This window comes from Streptomyces niveus (assembly GCF_001723055.1).
Taxonomy (GTDB): Bacteria; Actinomycetota; Actinomycetes; order Streptomycetales; family Streptomycetaceae; genus Streptomyces; species Streptomyces niveus.
The window spans coordinates 1-17946 of record NZ_MDCR01000306.1; the positions used below are offsets into that span (position 1 = coordinate 1).

The 17946-nt window shown below is 71.7% G+C and carries 20 protein-coding genes; 16 read left to right on the forward strand and 4 right to left on the reverse strand.

Translation table 11 applies throughout. From position 1 onward, the window contains the following. From BHU15_RS29470 to BHU15_RS29520, 13 genes are all read left to right on the forward strand, one after another. Window positions 1–469, forward strand: a 469-nt coding sequence (locus BHU15_RS29470) for a helix-turn-helix domain-containing protein (RefSeq protein ID WP_141726902.1), incomplete at its 5' end; no start/stop codon positions are given. A gap of 124 nt (window positions 470–593) precedes the next feature. Continuing rightward, complete coding sequence (locus tag BHU15_RS29475; protein ID WP_069629946.1) at window positions 594–1208, forward strand: GNAT family N-acetyltransferase; 615 nt, start codon at window positions 594–596, stop codon at window positions 1206–1208. A 69-nt stretch (window positions 1209–1277) separates the two neighbouring features. Next, window positions 1278–1361, forward strand: coding sequence for a putative leader peptide (locus tag BHU15_RS42205; RefSeq protein ID WP_329082446.1), 84 nt, complete (start codon window positions 1278–1280; stop codon window positions 1359–1361). A 135-nt stretch (window positions 1362–1496) separates the two neighbouring features. Next, on the forward strand, window positions 1497–3194 hold the full coding sequence (locus BHU15_RS29480) for a nitrite/sulfite reductase (protein ID WP_069629947.1): 1698 nt from the start codon (window positions 1497–1499) through the stop codon (window positions 3192–3194). Then, a complete protein-coding gene (locus BHU15_RS40445) occupies window positions 3191–3367 on the forward strand; it encodes a hypothetical protein (RefSeq protein ID WP_023537830.1) in 177 nt (58 codons plus the stop codon). Before BHU15_RS29480 ends, BHU15_RS40445 begins: the two co-directional genes overlap by 4 nt. Continuing rightward, the gene (locus BHU15_RS29485; protein WP_069629948.1) at window positions 3364–4077 is read left to right on the forward strand and encodes a phosphoadenylyl-sulfate reductase; all 714 of its coding nucleotides are present in this window, start codon (window positions 3364–3366) and stop codon (window positions 4075–4077) included. Before BHU15_RS40445 ends, BHU15_RS29485 begins: the two co-directional genes overlap by 4 nt. Then, window positions 4077–4652 (forward strand): adenylyl-sulfate kinase, encoded by a 576-nt coding sequence (gene cysC / locus BHU15_RS29490; RefSeq protein ID WP_069629949.1) that lies wholly within the window; start codon window positions 4077–4079, stop codon window positions 4650–4652. The genes BHU15_RS29485 and cysC overlap by 1 nt, the downstream gene beginning before the upstream one ends. After that, window positions 4652–5632, forward strand: a complete 981-nt coding sequence (cysD, locus tag BHU15_RS29495) for a sulfate adenylyltransferase subunit CysD (RefSeq protein WP_023537833.1) — start codon at window positions 4652–4654, stop codon at window positions 5630–5632. The genes cysC and cysD overlap by 1 nt, the downstream gene beginning before the upstream one ends. 2 nt (window positions 5633–5634) lie before the next feature. Beyond that, complete coding sequence (locus BHU15_RS29500; protein WP_069629950.1) at window positions 5635–6999, forward strand: sulfate adenylyltransferase subunit 1; 1365 nt, start codon at window positions 5635–5637, stop codon at window positions 6997–6999. Window positions 7000–7268: 269 nt separating this feature from the next. Next, window positions 7269–8390 carry an ABC transporter substrate-binding protein gene (locus BHU15_RS29505; RefSeq protein ID WP_069629951.1) on the forward strand — a complete coding sequence of 374 codons (1122 nt, stop codon included), beginning with the start codon at window positions 7269–7271 and terminating at the stop codon, window positions 8388–8390. A gap of 62 nt (window positions 8391–8452) precedes the next feature. Beyond that, a complete protein-coding gene (locus BHU15_RS29510; protein ID WP_069629952.1) occupies window positions 8453–9244 on the forward strand; it encodes an ABC transporter ATP-binding protein in 792 nt (263 codons plus the stop codon). Next, window positions 9231–10184 (forward strand): ABC transporter permease, encoded by a 954-nt coding sequence (locus BHU15_RS29515; protein WP_069629953.1) that lies wholly within the window; start codon window positions 9231–9233, stop codon window positions 10182–10184. The genes BHU15_RS29510 and BHU15_RS29515 overlap by 14 nt, the downstream gene beginning before the upstream one ends. Window positions 10185–10189: 5 nt before the next feature. Then, a complete protein-coding gene (locus tag BHU15_RS29520; protein ID WP_069629954.1) occupies window positions 10190–10954 on the forward strand; it encodes a sirohydrochlorin chelatase in 765 nt (254 codons plus the stop codon). A 20-nt stretch (window positions 10955–10974) separates the two neighbouring features. Here BHU15_RS29520 and BHU15_RS29525 read toward each other — a convergent pair whose 3' ends face one another. Together BHU15_RS29525 and BHU15_RS29530 are read right to left on the reverse strand one after the other, a co-directional pair. Continuing rightward, window positions 10975–11595, reverse strand: coding sequence for a mycothiol-dependent nitroreductase Rv2466c family protein (locus BHU15_RS29525; RefSeq protein WP_069629955.1), 621 nt, complete (start codon window positions 11593–11595; stop codon window positions 10975–10977). A 10-nt stretch (window positions 11596–11605) separates the two neighbouring features. Then, on the reverse strand, window positions 11606–13126 hold the full coding sequence (locus tag BHU15_RS29530) for an MFS transporter (RefSeq protein ID WP_069629956.1): 1521 nt from the start codon (window positions 13124–13126) through the stop codon (window positions 11606–11608). Window positions 13127–13229: 103 nt separating this feature from the next. Between BHU15_RS29530 and BHU15_RS29535 the strand changes: the two genes are divergently transcribed. Further along, window positions 13230–14159, forward strand: a complete 930-nt coding sequence (locus BHU15_RS29535) for a helix-turn-helix transcriptional regulator (RefSeq protein WP_069629961.1) — start codon at window positions 13230–13232, stop codon at window positions 14157–14159. Here BHU15_RS29535 and BHU15_RS29540 read toward each other — a convergent pair. Further along, on the reverse strand, window positions 14099–14764 hold the full coding sequence (locus BHU15_RS29540) for a TIGR03086 family metal-binding protein (protein ID WP_079128455.1): 666 nt from the start codon (window positions 14762–14764) through the stop codon (window positions 14099–14101). The genes BHU15_RS29535 and BHU15_RS29540 overlap by 61 nt on opposite strands. A 73-nt stretch (window positions 14765–14837) precedes the next feature. Here BHU15_RS29540 and BHU15_RS29545 point away from each other — a divergent pair, with 73 nt between their 5' ends. Next, window positions 14838–15347: a GNAT family N-acetyltransferase gene (locus BHU15_RS29545; protein ID WP_069629958.1), complete on the forward strand. Its 510-nt coding sequence runs from the start codon at window positions 14838–14840 to the stop codon at window positions 15345–15347. Here BHU15_RS29545 and BHU15_RS29550 read toward each other — a convergent pair. After that, window positions 15328–16326 carry a ketopantoate reductase family protein gene (locus BHU15_RS29550; protein ID WP_069629959.1) on the reverse strand — a complete coding sequence of 333 codons (999 nt, stop codon included), beginning with the start codon at window positions 16324–16326 and terminating at the stop codon, window positions 15328–15330. The genes BHU15_RS29545 and BHU15_RS29550 overlap by 20 nt on opposite strands. Window positions 16327–16482: 156 nt before the next feature. Here BHU15_RS29550 and BHU15_RS29555 point away from each other — a divergent pair, with 156 nt between their 5' ends. Next, window positions 16483–17664: a PP2C family protein-serine/threonine phosphatase gene (locus BHU15_RS29555; RefSeq protein WP_079128457.1), complete on the forward strand. Its 1182-nt coding sequence runs from the start codon at window positions 16483–16485 to the stop codon at window positions 17662–17664. Window positions 17665–17946: the final 282 nt, after the last annotated feature.

Sequence of the window (17946 nt, forward strand, 5' to 3'; positions counted from 1 at the left end):
ACGGCCGGGGCGGCTCTGGCTGCCGTCGCTCGGCATGTGCACCGTGGAGCCGCTGCCCGGCGGCTGGCTGCTGACCGTGGAGGAGGAGGCGCCGCCGGACGCGCCGAGCAGGGTCGTACTGGATCTGAGCCGGCCCCGTCGCTGGTCCGTGACGGTCTCCGGGGCGGCGGGCAGCTGGGCGCAGGAGCTGACGCCGCGCCACGCGGAGCTGCTGTACGTCCTGGCCCTGCACCGGGAGGGGCGGAGCGCGGCGGAGCTGGCGGCCGACGTCTTCGGGGACCCGACGCGTACGGGCACGGTGCGGGCGGAGATGTCGCGGGTGCGCCGTCATCTGGCGGGGGTGCTGGCCCACCGGCCGTACCGCTTCAGCGAGGAGGTCGAGGTGGCGGTCGTACGGCCGGAACACCCGGCGGACCTGCTGCCGCACTCGACGGCGCCCGCGGTGGCGGCCGGGCGGGTGCGCGGCTAGATCCCGAGCGCCGGGGGCGACACGGCGGAAGGCGGCGGGCGGAACGTACCGGCGGAACACGTGTCCGCCCGGTGCCGGGCGGCACGGTTTGGCGGGTGCGGGGCCGCGTGATTCCCTGACGACCATGAGCATCACTGTGACCACCTGGTCCCTGGAACAGACCTCCCCGGCCGATCTGCGGCCGGCCACCGAGCCCGGCGGCGATGTGCGGATCGTGCGGTCGGAGGTCCCGTCGGCCGAGTTCAGCCGGTTCCTCTACACCGCCGTCGGCGGTGACATCCGCTGGACCGACCGGCTCGCGTGGTCGTACGAGGAGTGGCACGAGGCCGTCGCCCGGCCGGGCGTGGAGACCTGGGTGGCGTACGAGAAGGGCACCCCGGCCGGATACGTGGAGCTGGAGGCCCAGGAGGACGGCACGGTCGAGATCGTGTACTTCGGGCTCATCCCGGCCTTCCGGGGCCGCCGGATCGGCGGGCATCTGCTGTCGTACGTGGTGGCACGCGCCTGGGACATGGCGGAGCGGCGGCCCGGCCGGACGCCGACGAAGCGGGTCTGGCTGCACACCTGCTCCAAGGACGGCGAGCACGCGATGGACAACTATCTGCGGCGCGGGTTCACGCTCTTCGACACGAAGGTGGCCGAGGAGCCGGACGTGACGTCGCCGGGCCCGTGGGCCGGGGCCCGTGCGACCGCCGAATCCGTCCACCCGACCGCCGCCCCGACACCGGATCTCGCATAGCGGGACAGTCTCGTCCACATCGTGGATCGTGGTGGACTGTCCTCAGATCCGCGTGCCAGGCTTCCCTCCATGTCTACAGCTGGAATTGCCTTGGTGAGTCGGCGGCACGTCGATCTCTGCCGCATGTCCAGCGCCATCTGTCGGGCGAGCTGACCAGCACAGCCCCCGTCACGCGCCACCCGCGCCACCCGTTCCCCTCTTCGCTCGAATCCCGCTGCGCACCGCTGCGCCCGTAGCCACGTGTGCAGTTCAGAGCCGTCTCCGTAGTCCCGAAGGACGTATGCCGCCATGGCCGCCACCCCTGAGAAGCCAGCCGCCGCCACGCCCCGCCGCAAGGTGAGCCGTCACCGCGGCGAGGGTCAGTGGGCGGTGGGGCACTTCACGCCCCTCAACGCCAACGAGCAGACCAAGAAGGACGACGACGGTCTCAATGTGCGGACACGCATTGAGACGATCTACTCCAAGGCCGGATTCGACTCCATCGACCCCGCCGACCTGCGCGGACGGATGCGCTGGTGGGGTCTGTACACCCAGCGCAAGCCCGGGATCGACGGCGGCAAGACCGCGATCCTGGAGCCGGAGGAGCTGGACGACAAGTACTTCATGCTGCGGGTCCGGATCGACGGCGGCCGGCTGACCACGGAGCAGCTGCGCGTCATCGGCCAGATCTCGCACGAGTTCGGCCGGGACACCGCCGACATCACCGACCGGCAGAACATCCAGCTGCACTGGATCCGGATCGAGGACGTCCCGGAGATCTGGCGGCGCCTGGAGGCCGTCGGTCTGTCGACCACCGAGGCCTGCGGTGACACGCCCCGCGTGATCCTCGGCTCCCCGGTCGCCGGGGTCGCCGAGAACGAGATCATCGACGGCACCCCGGCCATCGACGAGATCAACGCCCGGTTCATCGGCACCAAGGAGTTCTCGAACCTCCCGCGTAAATTCAAGACGGCCATCTCAGGATCGCCGCTCCTCGATGTCGCGCACGAGATCAACGACATCGCGTTCGTCGGTGTCGAGCACCCCGAGCACGGCCCCGGCTTCGACCTGTGGGTCGGCGGCGGTCTGTCGACCAACCCCAAGATCGGCCAACGGCTGGGCGCCTGGGTCCCGTTGGACGAGGTCCCCGACGTGTGGGCCGGGGTGATCGGGATCTTCCGCGACTACGGCTACCGCCGGCTGCGTACCCGTGCCCGGCTGAAGTTCCTCCTCGCCGACTGGGGCACGGAGAAGTTCCGCCAGATCCTCCAGGACGAGTATCTGAAGCGCGCGCTCGTCGACGGCCCCGCGCCGGAGCGGCCCGTCGAGGAGTGGCGCGACCACGTCGGCGTGCACCGGCAGAAGGACGGCCGCCGCTACGTCGGCTTCGCGCCGCGCGTCGGCCGGGTGGACGGTCCGACCCTGAAGAAGATCGCCGACCTCGCCGAGGAGCACGGCTCCGGCCGGGTGCGGACCACCGTCGAGCAGAAGATGATCGTGCTCGACGTGGCCGAGGACCAGGTCGACTCGCTCGTCGCGGGCCTGGAGTCGCTCGATCTGCGCGTCAAGCCGTCCCCGTTCCGGCGCGGCACGATGGCCTGCACCGGTATCGAGTTCTGCAAGCTGGCGATCGTCGAGACGAAGGCGCGCGGCGCCTCCCTGATCGACGAACTGGAGCACCGTATCCCCGACTTCGACCAGCCGATCACCATCAACGTCAACGGCTGCCCCAACGCCTGCGCCCGTATCCAGGTCGCGGACATCGGTCTCAAGGGCCAGTTGATGCTGGACGGCGACGGCAACCAGGTCGAGGGCTACCAGGTGCACCTCGGTGGCGCGCTCGGTCTGGAGCCCGCGTTCGGCCGCAAGGTCCGCGGTCTGAAGGTCACCGCCGCCGAACTCCCCGACTACGTCGAGCGGGTGCTCACGCGTTTCAGCAAGGAGCGCGAGACCGACGAGCGTTTCGCCACCTGGGCGGCCCGCGCCTCCGAGGAGGCGCTGTCATGAGCGAGCGCGCCGCCCCCTTCTACTGCCCCTACTGCGGCGACGAGGATCTGCGCCCCAACGAGCAGGGTCACGGTGCCTGGGAATGCGCCGCGTGCAACCGGGCCTTCCAGCTGAAGTTCCTCGGGCTGCTGACCCGTGGGCTGACGACGGACGACGGAGAGGAACGGATATGAGCACTCTCACGGAGACCGACGACCGGAAGGCCGCCGCGCTCAAGGCACTCGCCGAACAGGCGGGCCGCGACCTCGAGGACGCCTCCGCCCTGGAGATCCTCACCTGGGCCACCAGCACCTTCGGCGCCCGCTTCTGCGTCACCTCCTCCATGGAGGACGCGGTGGTCGCCCACCTCGCCTCCCGCGCCCTGCCCGGCGTCGACGTCGTGTTCCTCGACACCGGCTACCACTTCCCCGAGACGATCGGCACCCGCGACGCCGTCGCCGCCGTGATGGACGTCAACGTCATCACGCTCACCCCGCGCGCGACGGTCGCCGAACAGGACGCCGAGCACGGCCCGAGGCTGCACGACCGCGACCCCGACCTGTGCTGCGCCCTGCGCAAGGTCAAGCCCCTCGAAGAGGGTCTGACGGCGTACGACGCGTGGGCGACGGGGCTGCGCCGCGACGAGTCGCCGACCCGTGCGAACACCCCCGTCGTCGGCTGGGACGCCAGGCGCGGCAAGGTCAAGGTCTCCCCGATCGCCCGCTGGACACAGGAGGACGTGGAGGCGTACGCCGCCGAGTACGGTGTCCTCACCAACCCGCTGTTGACGGACGGTTACGCCTCCGTGGGCTGCGCGCCCTGCACCCGCCGTGTGCTGGCGGGCGAGGACGCCCGCGCCGGCCGCTGGGCGGGCAACTCCAAGACCGAATGCGGGTTGCACTGATGAGCGCGAGCGCGAACACGACGGCCACGGCGGGCACTTCCGGACAGGGCGCCACCATCTGGCTCACCGGGCTGCCCAGCGCGGGCAAGACCACCATCGCCGTCGAACTGGCGGAGCGGCTGCGCTCCGAGGGCCACCGCGTGGAGGTCCTGGACGGCGACGAGATCCGCGAATTCCTCTCCGCGGGCCTCGGTTTCAGCCGCGAGGACCGGCACACCAACGTGCAGCGGATCGGGTTCGTCGCCGAACTGCTCGCCTCCAACGGCGTCAAGGCGCTGGTGCCGGTGATCGCCCCGTACACCGACAGCCGCGAGGCGGTGCGCAAGCGCCACCAGAGCGAGGGCACCGCGTATCTGGAGGTGCATGTCGCCACCCCGGTCGAGGTGTGCTCCGTACGGGACGTGAAGGGCCTGTACGCGAAGCAGGCGGCCGGCGAGATCAGCGGTCTCACCGGTGTGGACGACCCCTACGAGGCCCCCGAGGAGCCCGATCTGCGGATCGAGTCACACACGCAGTCCGTGCAGGAGTCCGCGGCGGCGCTCCACGCGCTGCTCACCGAGAGGGGCCTGGCCTGATGACCACCACCGTCGCATCCGTGACCGACGGGACCGATGGCAGTGAGGGCAGCGGCGAGGGGACCGGGGGCGCCGGCGAGGCGCCGTACGCCCTCAGTCATCTGGACGCCCTGGAGTCGGAGGGTGTGCACATCTTCCGTGAGGTGGCGGGTGAGTTCGAGCGCCCGGTGATCCTCTTCTCGGGCGGCAAGGACTCCATCGTCATGCTGCACCTGGCGCTGAAGGCGTTCGCCCCGGCGCCGGTGCCCTTCACGCTGCTGCACGTCGACACCGGTCACAACTTCCCCGAGGTGCTGGCCTACCGCGACCGTACGGTGGCCGAGCACGGGCTGCGCCTGCATGTGGCGTCCGTGCAGGAGTACATCGACGCGGGCACCCTGCGCGAGCGCCCCGACGGCACCCGCAACCCGCTCCAGACCCTCCCGCTGACGGAGAAGATCCAGGCCGAGCGGTTCGACGCGGTCTTCGGCGGTGGCCGCCGCGACGAGGAGAAGGCACGGGCCAAGGAGCGGGTGTTCTCGCTGCGCGACGAGTTCTCGCAGTGGGACCCGCGCCGGCAGCGCCCCGAGCTGTGGCAGCTCTACAACGGCCGGCACGCGCCGGGCGAGCACGTGCGGGTCTTCCCGCTCTCCAACTGGACCGAGCTGGACGTGTGGCAGTACATCGCCCGCGAGGGCATCGAACTGCCCGAGATCTACTTCGCGCACGAGCGCGAGGTCTTCAACCGGCACGGCATGTGGCTGACGGCCGGCGACTGGGGCGGCCCCAAGGACGGCGAACCCACCGAGACCCGGCAGGTGCGCTACCGCACCGTCGGCGACATGTCCTGCACGGGCGCCGTCGACTCCGCGGCCACCACGCTGGACGCCGTCATCACGGAGATCACCGCCTCCCGCCTCACCGAGCGCGGCGCCTCCCGCGCCGACGACAAGATGTCCGAGGCCGCCATGGAAGACCGCAAGCGCGAAGGGTACTTCTAACGATGACGACCACCGGGCACCCGGCCGCCGAGCAGCTGACCGACCAGCTGTCCGCCACCACCCTGCTGCGCTTCGCCACCGCCGGATCCGTCGACGACGGCAAGTCCACCCTGGTGGGGCGGCTGCTGCACGACTCGAAGTCCGTCCTCACCGACCAGTTGGAGGCCGTCGAGCGTGCCTCGCTGGGCCGTGGCCAGGACACCCCCGACCTGGCGCTGCTCACCGACGGGCTGCGCGCCGAGCGCGAGCAGGGCATCACCATCGATGTCGCCTACCGCTACTTCGCCACGCCCCGGCGCCGGTTCATCCTCGCCGACACCCCCGGGCATGTGCAGTACACGCGGAACATGGTGACCGGCGCGTCCACCGCCGAGCTGGCCGTCGTGCTGGTCGACGCCCGCAACGGGGTCGTCGAGCAGACCCGGCGGCACGCGGCGGTCGCGGCCCTGCTGCGGGTCCCGCACGTGGTGCTCGCCGTCAACAAGATGGACCTCGTGGCGTACGCGGAGCCGGTGTTCGCCGCCATCGCCGAGGAGTTCACCGCGTACGCCGCCTCGCTCGGCGTCCCCGAGGTGACCGCGATCCCGATCTCCGCGCTCGCCGGGGACAACGTGGTGGAGCCTTCGGGGCACATGGACTGGTACGGCGGACCGACCGTGCTGGAGCACCTGGAGACCGTGGCCGTCAGCCACGACCTGTCCGGCTGCCCGGCCCGTTTCCCCGTCCAGTACGTGATCAGGCCGCAGAGCGCCGAGCACCCCGACTACCGGGGCTACGCGGGCCAGATCGCCTCCGGCGTGCTGCGCGTCGGCGAGGCCGTGACCGTACTGCCGTCGGGCCGCACCAGCACCATCGAGGGCATCGACGCGCTCGGCGAGAGCGTCGACATCGCGTGGGCGCCGCAGTCGGTGACGATCCGGCTCAGCGACGACGTGGACGTCTCGCGCGGCGATCTGATCGCGCCCAGCTCCGGTCTCCCCGCCATCACCCAGGACGTCGAGGCGACCGTCTGCCATGTAGCCGACCAGCCGCTGACCGTCGGGCGGCGGGTGCTGCTGAAGCACACGACGCGCACGGTGAAGGCCATCGTGAAGGACATCCCGTCCCGGCTCACGCTGGACGACCTGTCCCAGCACCCGGCGCCGGGGCAGCTCGTCGCCAACGACATCGGCCGGGTGGTGATCCGTACGGCCGAGCCGCTGGCGCTCGACGCGTACCGCGACTCGCGCCGTACCGGCTCGTTCCTCCTGATCGACCCGGCCGACGGCACCACGCTCGCGGCCGGGATGGCGGGCGACTCGTTCGCCGCCGAACCGTCGCCCGGCCCGGCGGCGGGCCCCGCCGACGACGAAGGCTGGGACTTCTGATGGCCGGCGCACCCATGGACATGTACGCGACGTTCGCGAAGGAGGGCGGCCGGGTCGGCAGCGGCGCCCTCGGCGCGGGGACCGGCGGGGTGGCGCGATGTGCGCGCTGACGTACGCGCACCGCCTGCGCGCCCGGAGAAGCCGTGGCACCGCGTTGCCACACCCGCCGTACCCGCACCGCCGAAGACCTTCCGACACTGCCGACCGCCCGGCCACGCCGCCTCGTCACCGAGGGACGTGAGCACGGGCCGACGAGAGGAACCCCTCCCGTGCCAGCCACCCGTACTGCCCGGAGCCGCCGACGTACCCTCGCCGCGGTCGCGGCCCTCCCGCTGCTCGCCGTGGTGCTCGGCGCCTGTGGTTACGGCTCCGAGAGCGACGCCGAGGACGACAAGGTCGCCCCCGCCGCCGAGGGCGAGAAGATAGGCGGCCTCGGCGAGGTGAAGATCGGCTACTTCGCCAACATCACGCACGCCACCGCGCTGGTCGGCCTCCAGGAGGGCCTGATCCAGAAGGAGTTGGGCGGCACCAAGATCAAGCCGCAGGTCTTCAACGCGGGGCCGTCGGAGATCGAGGCGCTCAACGCGGGCGCGATCGACATCGGCTGGATCGGCCCCTCCCCCTCGATCAACGGCTTCACGAAGTCCAAGGGCCAGAACCTGCGGATCATCTCCGGCTCGGCCTCCGGCGGTGTCTCGCTCGTCGTGAACCCGAAGAAGATCAAGTCCCTGGACGACCTCAAGGGCAAGCGCATCGCGACACCTCAGCTCGGCAACACGCAGGACGTGGCGCTGCTCAACTACCTGTCGGACAAGGGCCTGAAGGTCGACACGAACACCGGCAAGGGCGACGTCACCGTCATCCGGCAGGACAACAAGCAGATCCCCGCGTCCTTCGAGTCCGGTTCGCTGGACGGCGCGTGGGTGCCCGAGCCGACCGCGTCGAAGCTGGTCGCGGGCGGCGGTTCGGTGCTGCTGGACGAGAAGAAGCTGTGGAAGGACGGCAAGTTCGTCATCACGAACGTGATCGTCTCCCAGAAGTTCCTCAAGGAGCACCCGGACGTCGTCGAGGCGGTCCTGCGCGGCTCGGTGAAGACGAACGCCTGGATCAACGCCAACCCGGACGAGGCCAAGGCCGCCGCCAACGCCAAGCTGAAGGCGGACTCGGGGGCGGCGCTGCCGCCCGAGGTGATCGACCCGGCGTGGAGACACGTCGACATCACCGACGACCCGCTGGCCTCGACGCTGAGCGTGTCGTCCGAGCACGCGGTGAAGGCGGGGCTGCTCGAAGACCCGCTGCTCGACGGGATCTACGACCTGGCGCCGCTCAACAAGGTGCTGAAGGCCGAAGGCAAGCCCGCGATCGACGACGCCGGTCTCGGCGTCAAGTAGCCGAGCGGTGAACTGAACCGCCCGCAACCGGACCGCCCTCAGTACCCCAGGAGGTGTGACTCATGGCCACCGCACTCGTCAAGCAGCCCACCACGGTCGACACACAGCCGTACGCCACCCGTCTCGACCATGTGTCCAAGTCGTTCGGCCGGCCCGGCGCCCAGCAGCTCGTGCTGGACGACGTCAGCGTCGAGGTGGCGCACGGCGAGTTCGTGACCCTGCTGGGGGCGTCCGGCTGCGGAAAATCCACCCTGCTCAATCTGGTCGCCGGGCTCGACCTGCCGTCGGCGGGGACGATCGACGTCCCCGGCGGCCGGCCGGCCCTGATGTTCCAGGAGCACGCGCTGTTCCCGTGGCTCACCGCGGGCAAGAACATCGAACTCGCCCTGAAGATGCGGGGCATGCCCAAGGCAGAGCGGCGCGGCGAGGCCGAGCGGCTGCTCGAACTCGTACGGCTGAAGGGCGCGTACGGCAAGCGGGTGCACGAGCTGTCCGGCGGTATGCGCCAGCGGGTCGCGCTGGCCCGCGCGCTGGCGCAGGACAGCCAACTGCTGCTGATGGACGAGCCGTTCGCGGCGCTGGACGCCATCACGCGCGACGTGCTGCACGAGGAGCTGACCCGGATCTGGGCCGAGACGAACGTGTCGGTCCTCTTCGTCACGCACAACGTCCGCGAGGCCGTACGGCTCGCGGAGCGCGTGGTGCTGATGTCGTCCCGGCCGGGGCGGATCGCGCGGGAGTGGCGGATCGACATCCCGCAGCCGCGCCGGATCGAGGACGCCGCGGTGGCGGACCTGTCGGTGGAGATCACCGAGGAGCTGCGTGGGGAGATCCGCCGACATGGCCAGAACTGAGCCCGGCGCGTCGGACACGAAGGTGTCCGACGCGCCCAAGACGTCGAAGGCGTCCAGGACGACCAAAACGTCCAAGGACGATCTGGCGAGCCTGGCGGGCCTGGAGGCCGGTCTGGACGCGCTGGAGACCAGGACCGCCGAGCGGGTGTCGCTCGGCAGCGTGCTGCTCTCCAAGCTCGTACCACCGCTGGTGGCGGTCGTCCTGGTGATCACCGTCTGGCAGCTCGCCGCCGCGTCCGACCTCAAGCCCGACTACGTACTGCCGGGGCCGCTCGACGTCTGGCGCTCGATCCAGGACATGTGGCTGGACGGCACGCTGCTCGGCTACATCTGGACCAGCGTCTCGCGCGGCGCGCTGGGCTTCGTCGTGGCCGTCGCCATCGGTACGCCGCTGGGGCTGCTCGTCGCCCGGGTGAAGGTGGTACGGGCCGCGATCGGGCCGATCCTGTCCGGGCTCCAGTCGCTGCCGTCCGTGGCCTGGGTGCCCGCGGCGATCATCTGGTTCGGGCTGACCGACGCCACGATCTACGCGGTCGTGCTGCTGGGCGCCGTACCGTCCATCGCCAACGGCCTGGTGGCCGGCGTCGACCAGATCCCGCCGCTGTATCTGCGGGCGGGCCGCACCATCGGCGCGACGGGGATCAACGGCATCCGGCACGTGCTGCTGCCTGCGGCGCTGCCGGGCTATCTGGCGGGCCTGAAGCAGGGCTGGGCGTTCTCCTGGCGGTCGCTGATGGCCGCCGAGCTGATCGCGAGTTCGCCGGACCTCGGTACGGGACTCGGCCAGTTGATGGAGAACTTCCGCACCTACAGCGACATGTCCGGTGTGCTGGCCACGATCATCCTCATCCTGATCGTCGGCATCGGCATCGACCTGCTGTTCTTCTCGCCCCTGGAGCGTCGCGTGCTGCGCAGCCGCGGCCTCCTGGTGAGGGGCTGAGGACCATGCGTACACCCGGCCGGCCGGTCCTGGTCGTCGTCGCGCACGGCAGCCGCGACCCGCGGCACGCCGCGACCGTGCACGCCCTGCTGCGCCGGGTGCGCGCGCTGCGTCCGGGGCTACGGGTGGAGGCGGGCTTCCTGGACTTCAACACCCCGTCGGTACCACGGGTGTTGGAGCGGCTCGACGCGGAGGGCGTACGGGACGTGGTGGCGCTGCCGCTGCTGCTGACCCGCGCGTTCCACGCCAAGTCCGACATCCCGGCCGTGCTGCGCGAGGCACGGGCACGGCTGCCCAGGCTCGCCGTACGGCAGGCCGACGTCCTCGGTCCGTCGACGCTGCTGACGGACGCGCTGGAACGGCGGCTGTACGAGGCCGGGCTCACGCCCGGCGACCGAGGCTCGACCGGGGTCGTCCTGGCCTCGGCGGGCTCCAGTGACCCGGAGGCGATCGCGGTGATCGCCCATGTCGCGCGGGAGTGGCGTCGCACCGGTTGGTGCGCCGTGCGACCCGCGTTCGCCTCCGCCTCTCTGCCGCGCACGGAGGACGCCGTGCGCGAGTTGCGGGCGCGGGGGGTACGGCGGGTGGCCGTGGCCCCGTACGTGATCGCCCCCGGCCGCCTCCCGGACCGCATCGCGCGGGGCGCGCGCGACGCGGGGGCGGACGTACTGGCCGATGTCCTCGGCCCCGCACCGGAGTTGGCGCGGCTGCTGGTGCTGCGGTACGAGGCGGCGCGGGCCGCGAGGGAGCTGACCGCGCTGTCGGCCTGACGCGCCCGGGGTCAAGGTGTTCAGCTGAAGTCGAGCCCGCCGGTGCGGGTGCGCTTCAGCTCGAAGAAGTCCGGCCGGCGGGCGAGCACCCGGAAGCTGTCGAAGAACTCCGCGGCCTCCTCGCCGCGCGGAATCGCCCGCAGGACGGGGCCGAACCAGACGGTCCCGTCGACATGGATGGTCGGCGTACCGACGTACGCCTCGGCGACCGGATCCCTGCCCGCGTCATGGCTCCGGCGTACGGCCTCGTCGTACGCGGGGTCGTGTGCGGCCGCGGCGAGCGCGGCGGGCAGCTCCAGCTCGGCCAGCGCCTCGGCGACGACCGTGTCGAAGTTCTCGTACTTCCGCTCGTGGATCCGGGTCCCGAGCGCGGTGTAGAGATCCCGCAGGACACCGTCCCCCCGTTCCTGGGCCGCCGCGACGGCGACGCGGACCGGTCCGATGGACCGGTCCACCAGGTCGCGGTACCAGTCGGGCAGGTCGTTGCCGAGGTTGTGCAGGTAGAGGCTCATGACGTGGAACCGCAGGTCGATCGGCCGCCGCCGCTCGACCTCCAGCATCCATCGTGAGGTGATCCAGGCGAACGGACAGGCGGGGTCGAAGTAGAAGTCGACGGTGGTGCGGTGTTCGTGATCGCTCATGGAGCCGAGGCTAACCAGCTCCGACGGGGGAGACGGAACCACCGGCACGGGTGTCGGCGCCCTCCTCGACGTCCAGGTCCTTCGGGACCCGGCGCAGGGTGAGGAGACCGAGGGCGAGGTGAAGGACGGCGGCGACGAGGGCGACGGCCTGGAGACCGGTGACGAAGGCGTCCTTCGTCCGGTCGATCACCGCGGGCGCGAGTCCGGGCAGGTCGAGCGTCTCGCCGAAGGTGCCGGCGAGGTCGGGACCCCGCAGGCGGAAGATGAGGACGGAGAGCGAGCCGAGGAGCGCGATGCCCAGCGCGTTGCCGATCTCGTTGCTGGTCTCCGCGATGGCGGCGGCGGACCCGGCCCGTTCGGCGGGAACCGCGGCGACAGCGGTCTCGGCGACGAGGCTGAAGGAGATGCCGTAGCCGACGCCGGCGAGGACGGTGGACGCGACGTACCAGCCCACTCCCCCGGACGATGTGATGGGCAGCAGCAGGAACAGACCGGCGGCGATCAGGAAGTGGCAGACGACCAGCGCCGACCGCTTGCCGACGCGCGTGACCAGCATGGGCGTCACGACGCAGGTGAGGGTGAGGAACAGGGCCCCGGGGATGGCGTGGAGCGCGGCGCTCAGGACGGAGATCCCCAGCACGGACTGGAGGTAGATCCCCGACAGGTAGGCGGTCGCCGACCACGCGGCGAGCGGCAGCAGCCCGGTGACGATCGCGACGGTGAAGACCCGGTCCCGGAACAGGCCGAAGTCGATCAGGGGATGGTCAAGGCCGAGTTGCCGCCGGACGAACCACACCAGGACGGCCACGCCGGCGAGCCCCACGATCACGGTGAGCGCCGACAGCCCTTCCGCGGCGAGGTGCTTGAGGGAGTAGACGCTCATCAGGAGCCCGGCCACGGACAGCGCGACGCTCAGGGCGTCGACACGGCCGGTCCGCGCGCCCCGTACCTCGTGGAGCAGGAGCGGGGCGAGCAGGAGGAACAGCACGAGGACGGGCAGGTTGACCAGGAAGACCGAACCCCACCAGAAGTGGCTGAGCAGCTGTCCGCCGACGGCCGGCCCGATCGCGAACCCGGCGGCGAAGGCCGCCGCGAAGATCCCGATGGCCTGGGCCCGCCGGCGCGGGTCGACGAAGAGTTCGCCGAGCACCGCGAGCGCGGAGGGCAGCAGCGTCGCCCCGGCCAGGCCCATGAGCGCCCGGAAGGCGATGAGCGCTTCCGGGCCGGTCGCGAACGCCGCGCCCAGCGAGGCGAGACCGAACAGCGTCACCCCGACCATCAGCAGCTTCAGCCTGCCGTACCGGTCGCCGATGGTGCCGAAGGTGATGAGCAGGGAGCCGACGACGAATCCGTAGACGTCCAGCGTCCAGAGCGCCTGGTCGGCGGTCGGCGAGAGGGCTTCGGTGACCTTCGGCATGGCCAGGAACAGCACGGAGCCGTCCATCGCGACCAGCAGGACCGGGCCGAGGATCACCGCGAGCCCGAGCCAGGCCCGCAGACCGGGCTTGTGGGTGTCAGGAGTTTCGTTCATGCGGACGAGCGTGGGACCGCCCGGGGCGGGCAACCAGCCCCACCGCGTGGGTACACCCGACAGGGACAGTCTCACTCCGTCGCGGCGCCGTACGCTCGAAGCCATGGAACTGGAGAGCCTCGGCACGTTTCTCAAGACCCGCCGTGCCCGTGTCACACCGGCCGACATCGGTCTTCGCACCTACGGCGGCTCGCGCCGCGTGCCGGGCCTGCGGCGCGAGGAGCTGGCCCAGCTCGCCGGGGTGAGCGCCGGCTACTACACCCGGCTTGAGCAGGACCAGGCCGGGACCGCCTCCGGGCAGGTTCTCGACGCGCTCGCCCGCATTCTCCGGCTCGACCAGGCGGAGACCACCCACCTGCACAATCTCGCGCTCCGGCGGACGGTCCCGCGCATGGTCCGGCATCAGCACGAACGGCCGCATCCGCGGGTGCTCACGTTGCTGGAGTCCCTGGACCGGACCACCCCGGCCGTCGTCCTCGGCCGCCGGGGCGACGTGCTGGCCTGGAACCACGCCGGGCACGCCCTCACCGCGGAGCACGTCGACTTCGACGCGCCGCGGGACCCCGTGCGACGGCCGTCCGTGCCACGGATGTTCTTCCTCGACTCCCACACCCGTGACCTGCACGGGAACTGGGACGAACTCGCCCGCGTCCATGTGGCCTTCCTGCGGTTCACCGCGGGCCGGTATCCCACCGATCGCCAGCTGGCCGAACTCATCGGTGAACTCGTCATGCGCAGCGACGACTTCGCCAGGATGTGGGCCTCCGGCGATGTCGCCGACTGCACCGTGGGCACCATGCGGCTGCGCCACCCGACCGTCGGCCGGGTCGACGTCGACTACCAGGTGTGGCTCCAGCCCGACAGCCCCGAGCACCGGTTGGAGATCTACACCGCCAACGACGAATCCTCCGCCGACGCGCTGCGCCTGCTGTCCGGCCAGGGCGCCGGTCAGGGAGCAGGCCAGGGGGCCGGTCAGCCCGTGCCCGGGGGCGTCGCCCCGGTGGCGGACCGGGTGGGCGCGAACTCGGCCTGATCGTCCGCACCGCCTCCGGCGGCCCAGCGCGGGTCGCGGCCGCTCGCCGCCAGTGCCCGGTCGAACGTCGTGGCGCTCGCGGGGACCAGGAGGGGCCGGGCGAAGCCGTCGTACTGCCGGTACATCTCGGCGTACTGATCGACCACGGCCAGGACGAACGCCGCCGTCCCTTCCGAGAGCCGGAACTCCTGCCCGGTGGCCCGCGCCAACTCCCAGCCGTGCAGGGCCATTTCGAGGGTCATGAGGGCGGCGACCGTGGCCGCCGGGGTGGCTCCCCCGCCCTCGCCGATGTCGCCCTCCCAGACGGCGGGCTCGGCCCAGGCGGCGACGGCGCTCTCCAGCGCGACGCCGTACCGCTCGGGCCAGTCGGCGTCCGCCGTGAAGTCACGGGCGGTGAGCGTGCCGGGCATCTCCGCGCGGCGGGCGCGGTGCTCAAGGCCGTGCGAGGTGTACAGCACCAGGTGGTTGACCAGGGCCCGGACGTCCCACTCCGCGCTGGGTGTGGGCGCCGTGAGACGGCCGGCGGGGACGCCGGTCGCGATCCGGGCGGCCTGCGAGGCACACTCCCGCATCGCCGGGTACACGGTGTTCATGTCGCTGTTCATGTCCGCCACGGTAGGAACGGCACACGGAATCGGTCTTGAAGAAAGACGACAGACCCGCATAGCCTCCGGGACCGTGACCCCCGACCTGCGTACCGAGCGCCTCGCCCTGTCCCCGTACGTCCGCGCCGACGAGGACGACTTCGTCGCGCTCTTCCAGGACACCCGCGTCTCGCGCTGGATGGGCGACGGTCCGCAGAGCGAGGCCGCCGACCGCGCGCTGTTCGGGCGGGTCTTCAGCGAGGTGTATCCCGCGAACCGGTTCGACGTGTGGGCCGTACGGCACGACGGCGGGTACGTGGGGCACGCCGAGATCAAGCCGTCGCCCGAACCGTGGCTGGACGGCCACGAGGTCGTCTACGCGCTGGCGCCCGCCGCCCGGGGCCGGGGGCTCGGCCGTGAACTGGCCGCCGCGCTCACCGCGTACGGGCACGACACCCTCGCCCTGGCGGAGGTCCACGCCACCGTCGACCCCGCGAACGCGCCGTCGCTGGCGCTGCTCGCGGGGCTCGGTTACGTACACGTACGGGACGTTCCCGAGGACGGCGGCGGCAGTACGCGCCTGCTCACGCACCGGCGTCGATGATCCTCAGCAGTTCGGCGGCCGGCAGCGAACCCGCCGGGCGGCGCTCGCGGGCGAAGGTGTTGGCGATGCGCTGGAGGGCCTCGTTGACCGGCGTCGGTACGCCGTGCAGCCGGCCGAGCAGGGCCATCTCGCCGTTGAGGTAGTCCGACTCGATCGTGCCGGTGCCCCGGCTGAGGCTCTGCCAGGACGAGCCGCTGCCGCCTTCCGGTACGGCGTACGGGTCGAAGCTCAGGTTCGCCCGTACCGCGTCCTGCTCCGCCTCGCTCACCGCGTCGTGACCGGCGGCGGCGAGCACCGCGCGGCCCTCGGCCCGCGCGCGGGCGGCGAGGTCGCGGGCCTCGTCGCTGACGAGACGGCCGGAGACCGCCTCCACCGCGTTGGCGAGGTTGGCGAGCAGCTTGCCGTACTTCCAGCGCATCGGGTCCGGCACGACCGGCGCCAGCAGCCGGGACTTCTCCAGGTCGGCGGCGATCCGGGCGGCGGTGGCGTCCGTGCCGGACGGGTAGCGGCCGATGTGCAGGGTGCCGGTGTACGGGGTGCAGCCGGCGGAGACGACGCCCGGCTCGACGTGGGTGGCGGGCAGCCAGACGCACATGGCGTACACGTGGCGGAAGCGGCGCAGGGCGATCCGTTCGCTCTCCACCCCGTTCTGCGCGCAGACCAGCGGAAGCCGCTCGCCGGCGCTCCCGCCGCCGGCGACGGGCCGGGCGGACCAGGCGTCCAGGGCCGCGGTGCTGTCCTGCGTCTTCACGGAGAGCAACAGGACGTCGTCCGGGCGCAGTTCGAGTTCGTCGGGCCGCTCCACCACCGGCGGGCGGTGCACCCGGGTGCCCTCGGGTGTGGTGAGCCGCAGGCCGTGGTCACGGAGCGCCGCGTGGTGCGCGCCGCGTGCGACGAGGACGACGTCGTGGCCGGACTCGGCGAGCCGGCCGCCGATGCTGCCGCCGACGGCACCCGCCCCGATGATGATGTAGCGCATCCCGACTCCGTTCCGTTCGACCAGGGGTTCGATTCCTGCCGAGGATAGATCCGGCGCGATCCTGAGCGGTCCGGCGGGTCCGGCGGGGGCCGCCGGAGGCCGCCGGAGGCCCTTCGCCGAGGCGCCGGGCGGGCGGCTTCGCAGTACCGTGAAGACATGCCGTCCGTCGACGCGCGGAGGCGCGACCCCAAAGCTCTGTGGCGCGGACCGCAGGCCATGGTGGGTCTGGCGGTCGCGATCCTCGCGCTGCTCCTGATCGCCGACGCGTTCGGCGGGTCCAGGGTCCGGCTCGGGGGCCTGATGCTGGCGATGCCGGCTCTGGCCGCTGTGTTCGCCGGTCCTCGGGCGGTGCTCGTGATCTGCGGGGCGATGCTGCCCGCGTACGTCACGTCCCTCGCCGAGAACCATCGCCTGAACTGGATGGACGCACCGATCGCCATCTCGACGGCGGTCGTCATCTGCGTGGCCGCGGTGGGCGCGGCGGCGGTGCGGGAGAAACGGGCCCGCCAGCTCGCCCAGTCACGCCGGGTGACTGTTCAGACACAGCAGACGCTGTTGCGTCCGCTGCCATCGAGACTCGGCCCGGTGGAGCTCTCGTCGATGTATCTGGCGGCCGACGCGGAGTCCACACTCGGCGGCGACCTGTACGCCTGCGCGATTGTCGACGGGCGACCACGGGTGATCGTCGGGGACGTCCAGGGAAAAGGTCTGTCGACCCTTGAGGTCGTGCTGTTCACGCTGAGCGCCTTCCGCCTGGCCGCCTGGGAAGGTGTCGCCCTGCACGATCTGCCGGCCTTCCTGGACGACGCCGTGCGCCGCGAACTGGTACTCGCCGGGGACATGGCGCTGCAGCGTGGCGATTTCACACAGGAACCCGAGATGGGGCAGCGGATGCGGGAGTCCTTCGTGACCGCGATCGTGGTCGAGGTCGGCGGCGAGGGGGGCGAGAGCGATGAGGTCCGGCTGGTCAACTGTGGTCACCCAGCGCCGTTCCTGCTCCACGACGGGGCGGCGCGGGAGCTGCCGTCCTCGAAGCCCGCGCTGCCGATCGGGCTGCTGGGTCTGGGCACCGACGCCGTGCACGTCGACAGTCACCGGATGGAACCGGGCGACACCCTGCTGCTCTACACCGACGGCCTCGCCGAGGCCCGTGACGGTGCCGGCGAGTTCTATCCGCTCGCCGAACGCGTCGCCCAGCGGGCCCACCACCCCCCGGCCACACTGCTCGGCGCCATCCGGACCGATCTGCGCCGGCACGCCCGGCTCGACGACGACGTCGCCATGGTCACCGTCCACCGGTCCGCCGTCCGGCCGGCCGGCAGCACGAAGACCCTCTGACGCGACGCCAGGTGGTGTCCTAGGATTCCGGCATGGCTGTCCTGTCACGCCTTTCGCCGCGCCGCAGCAGTTGTTGTCGCTGACGCCCGCGCCCGCGTATCCCGCGTCGTTCCCGGCCCGCCGTTCCTCCCCTCCTCCGAGGAGTCCTGCGATGACCCCTGCCCGTCGTTCCCTGCTGAAGCTGCTCGCCGCCTCCCCCGTGGCCGCCCAGGTCGCCACGGCCCCGCCCGCGACCGCGGCGCCGACCCCACGCGCCGCCCCCGGCATCGTCAAGCCGCTGCC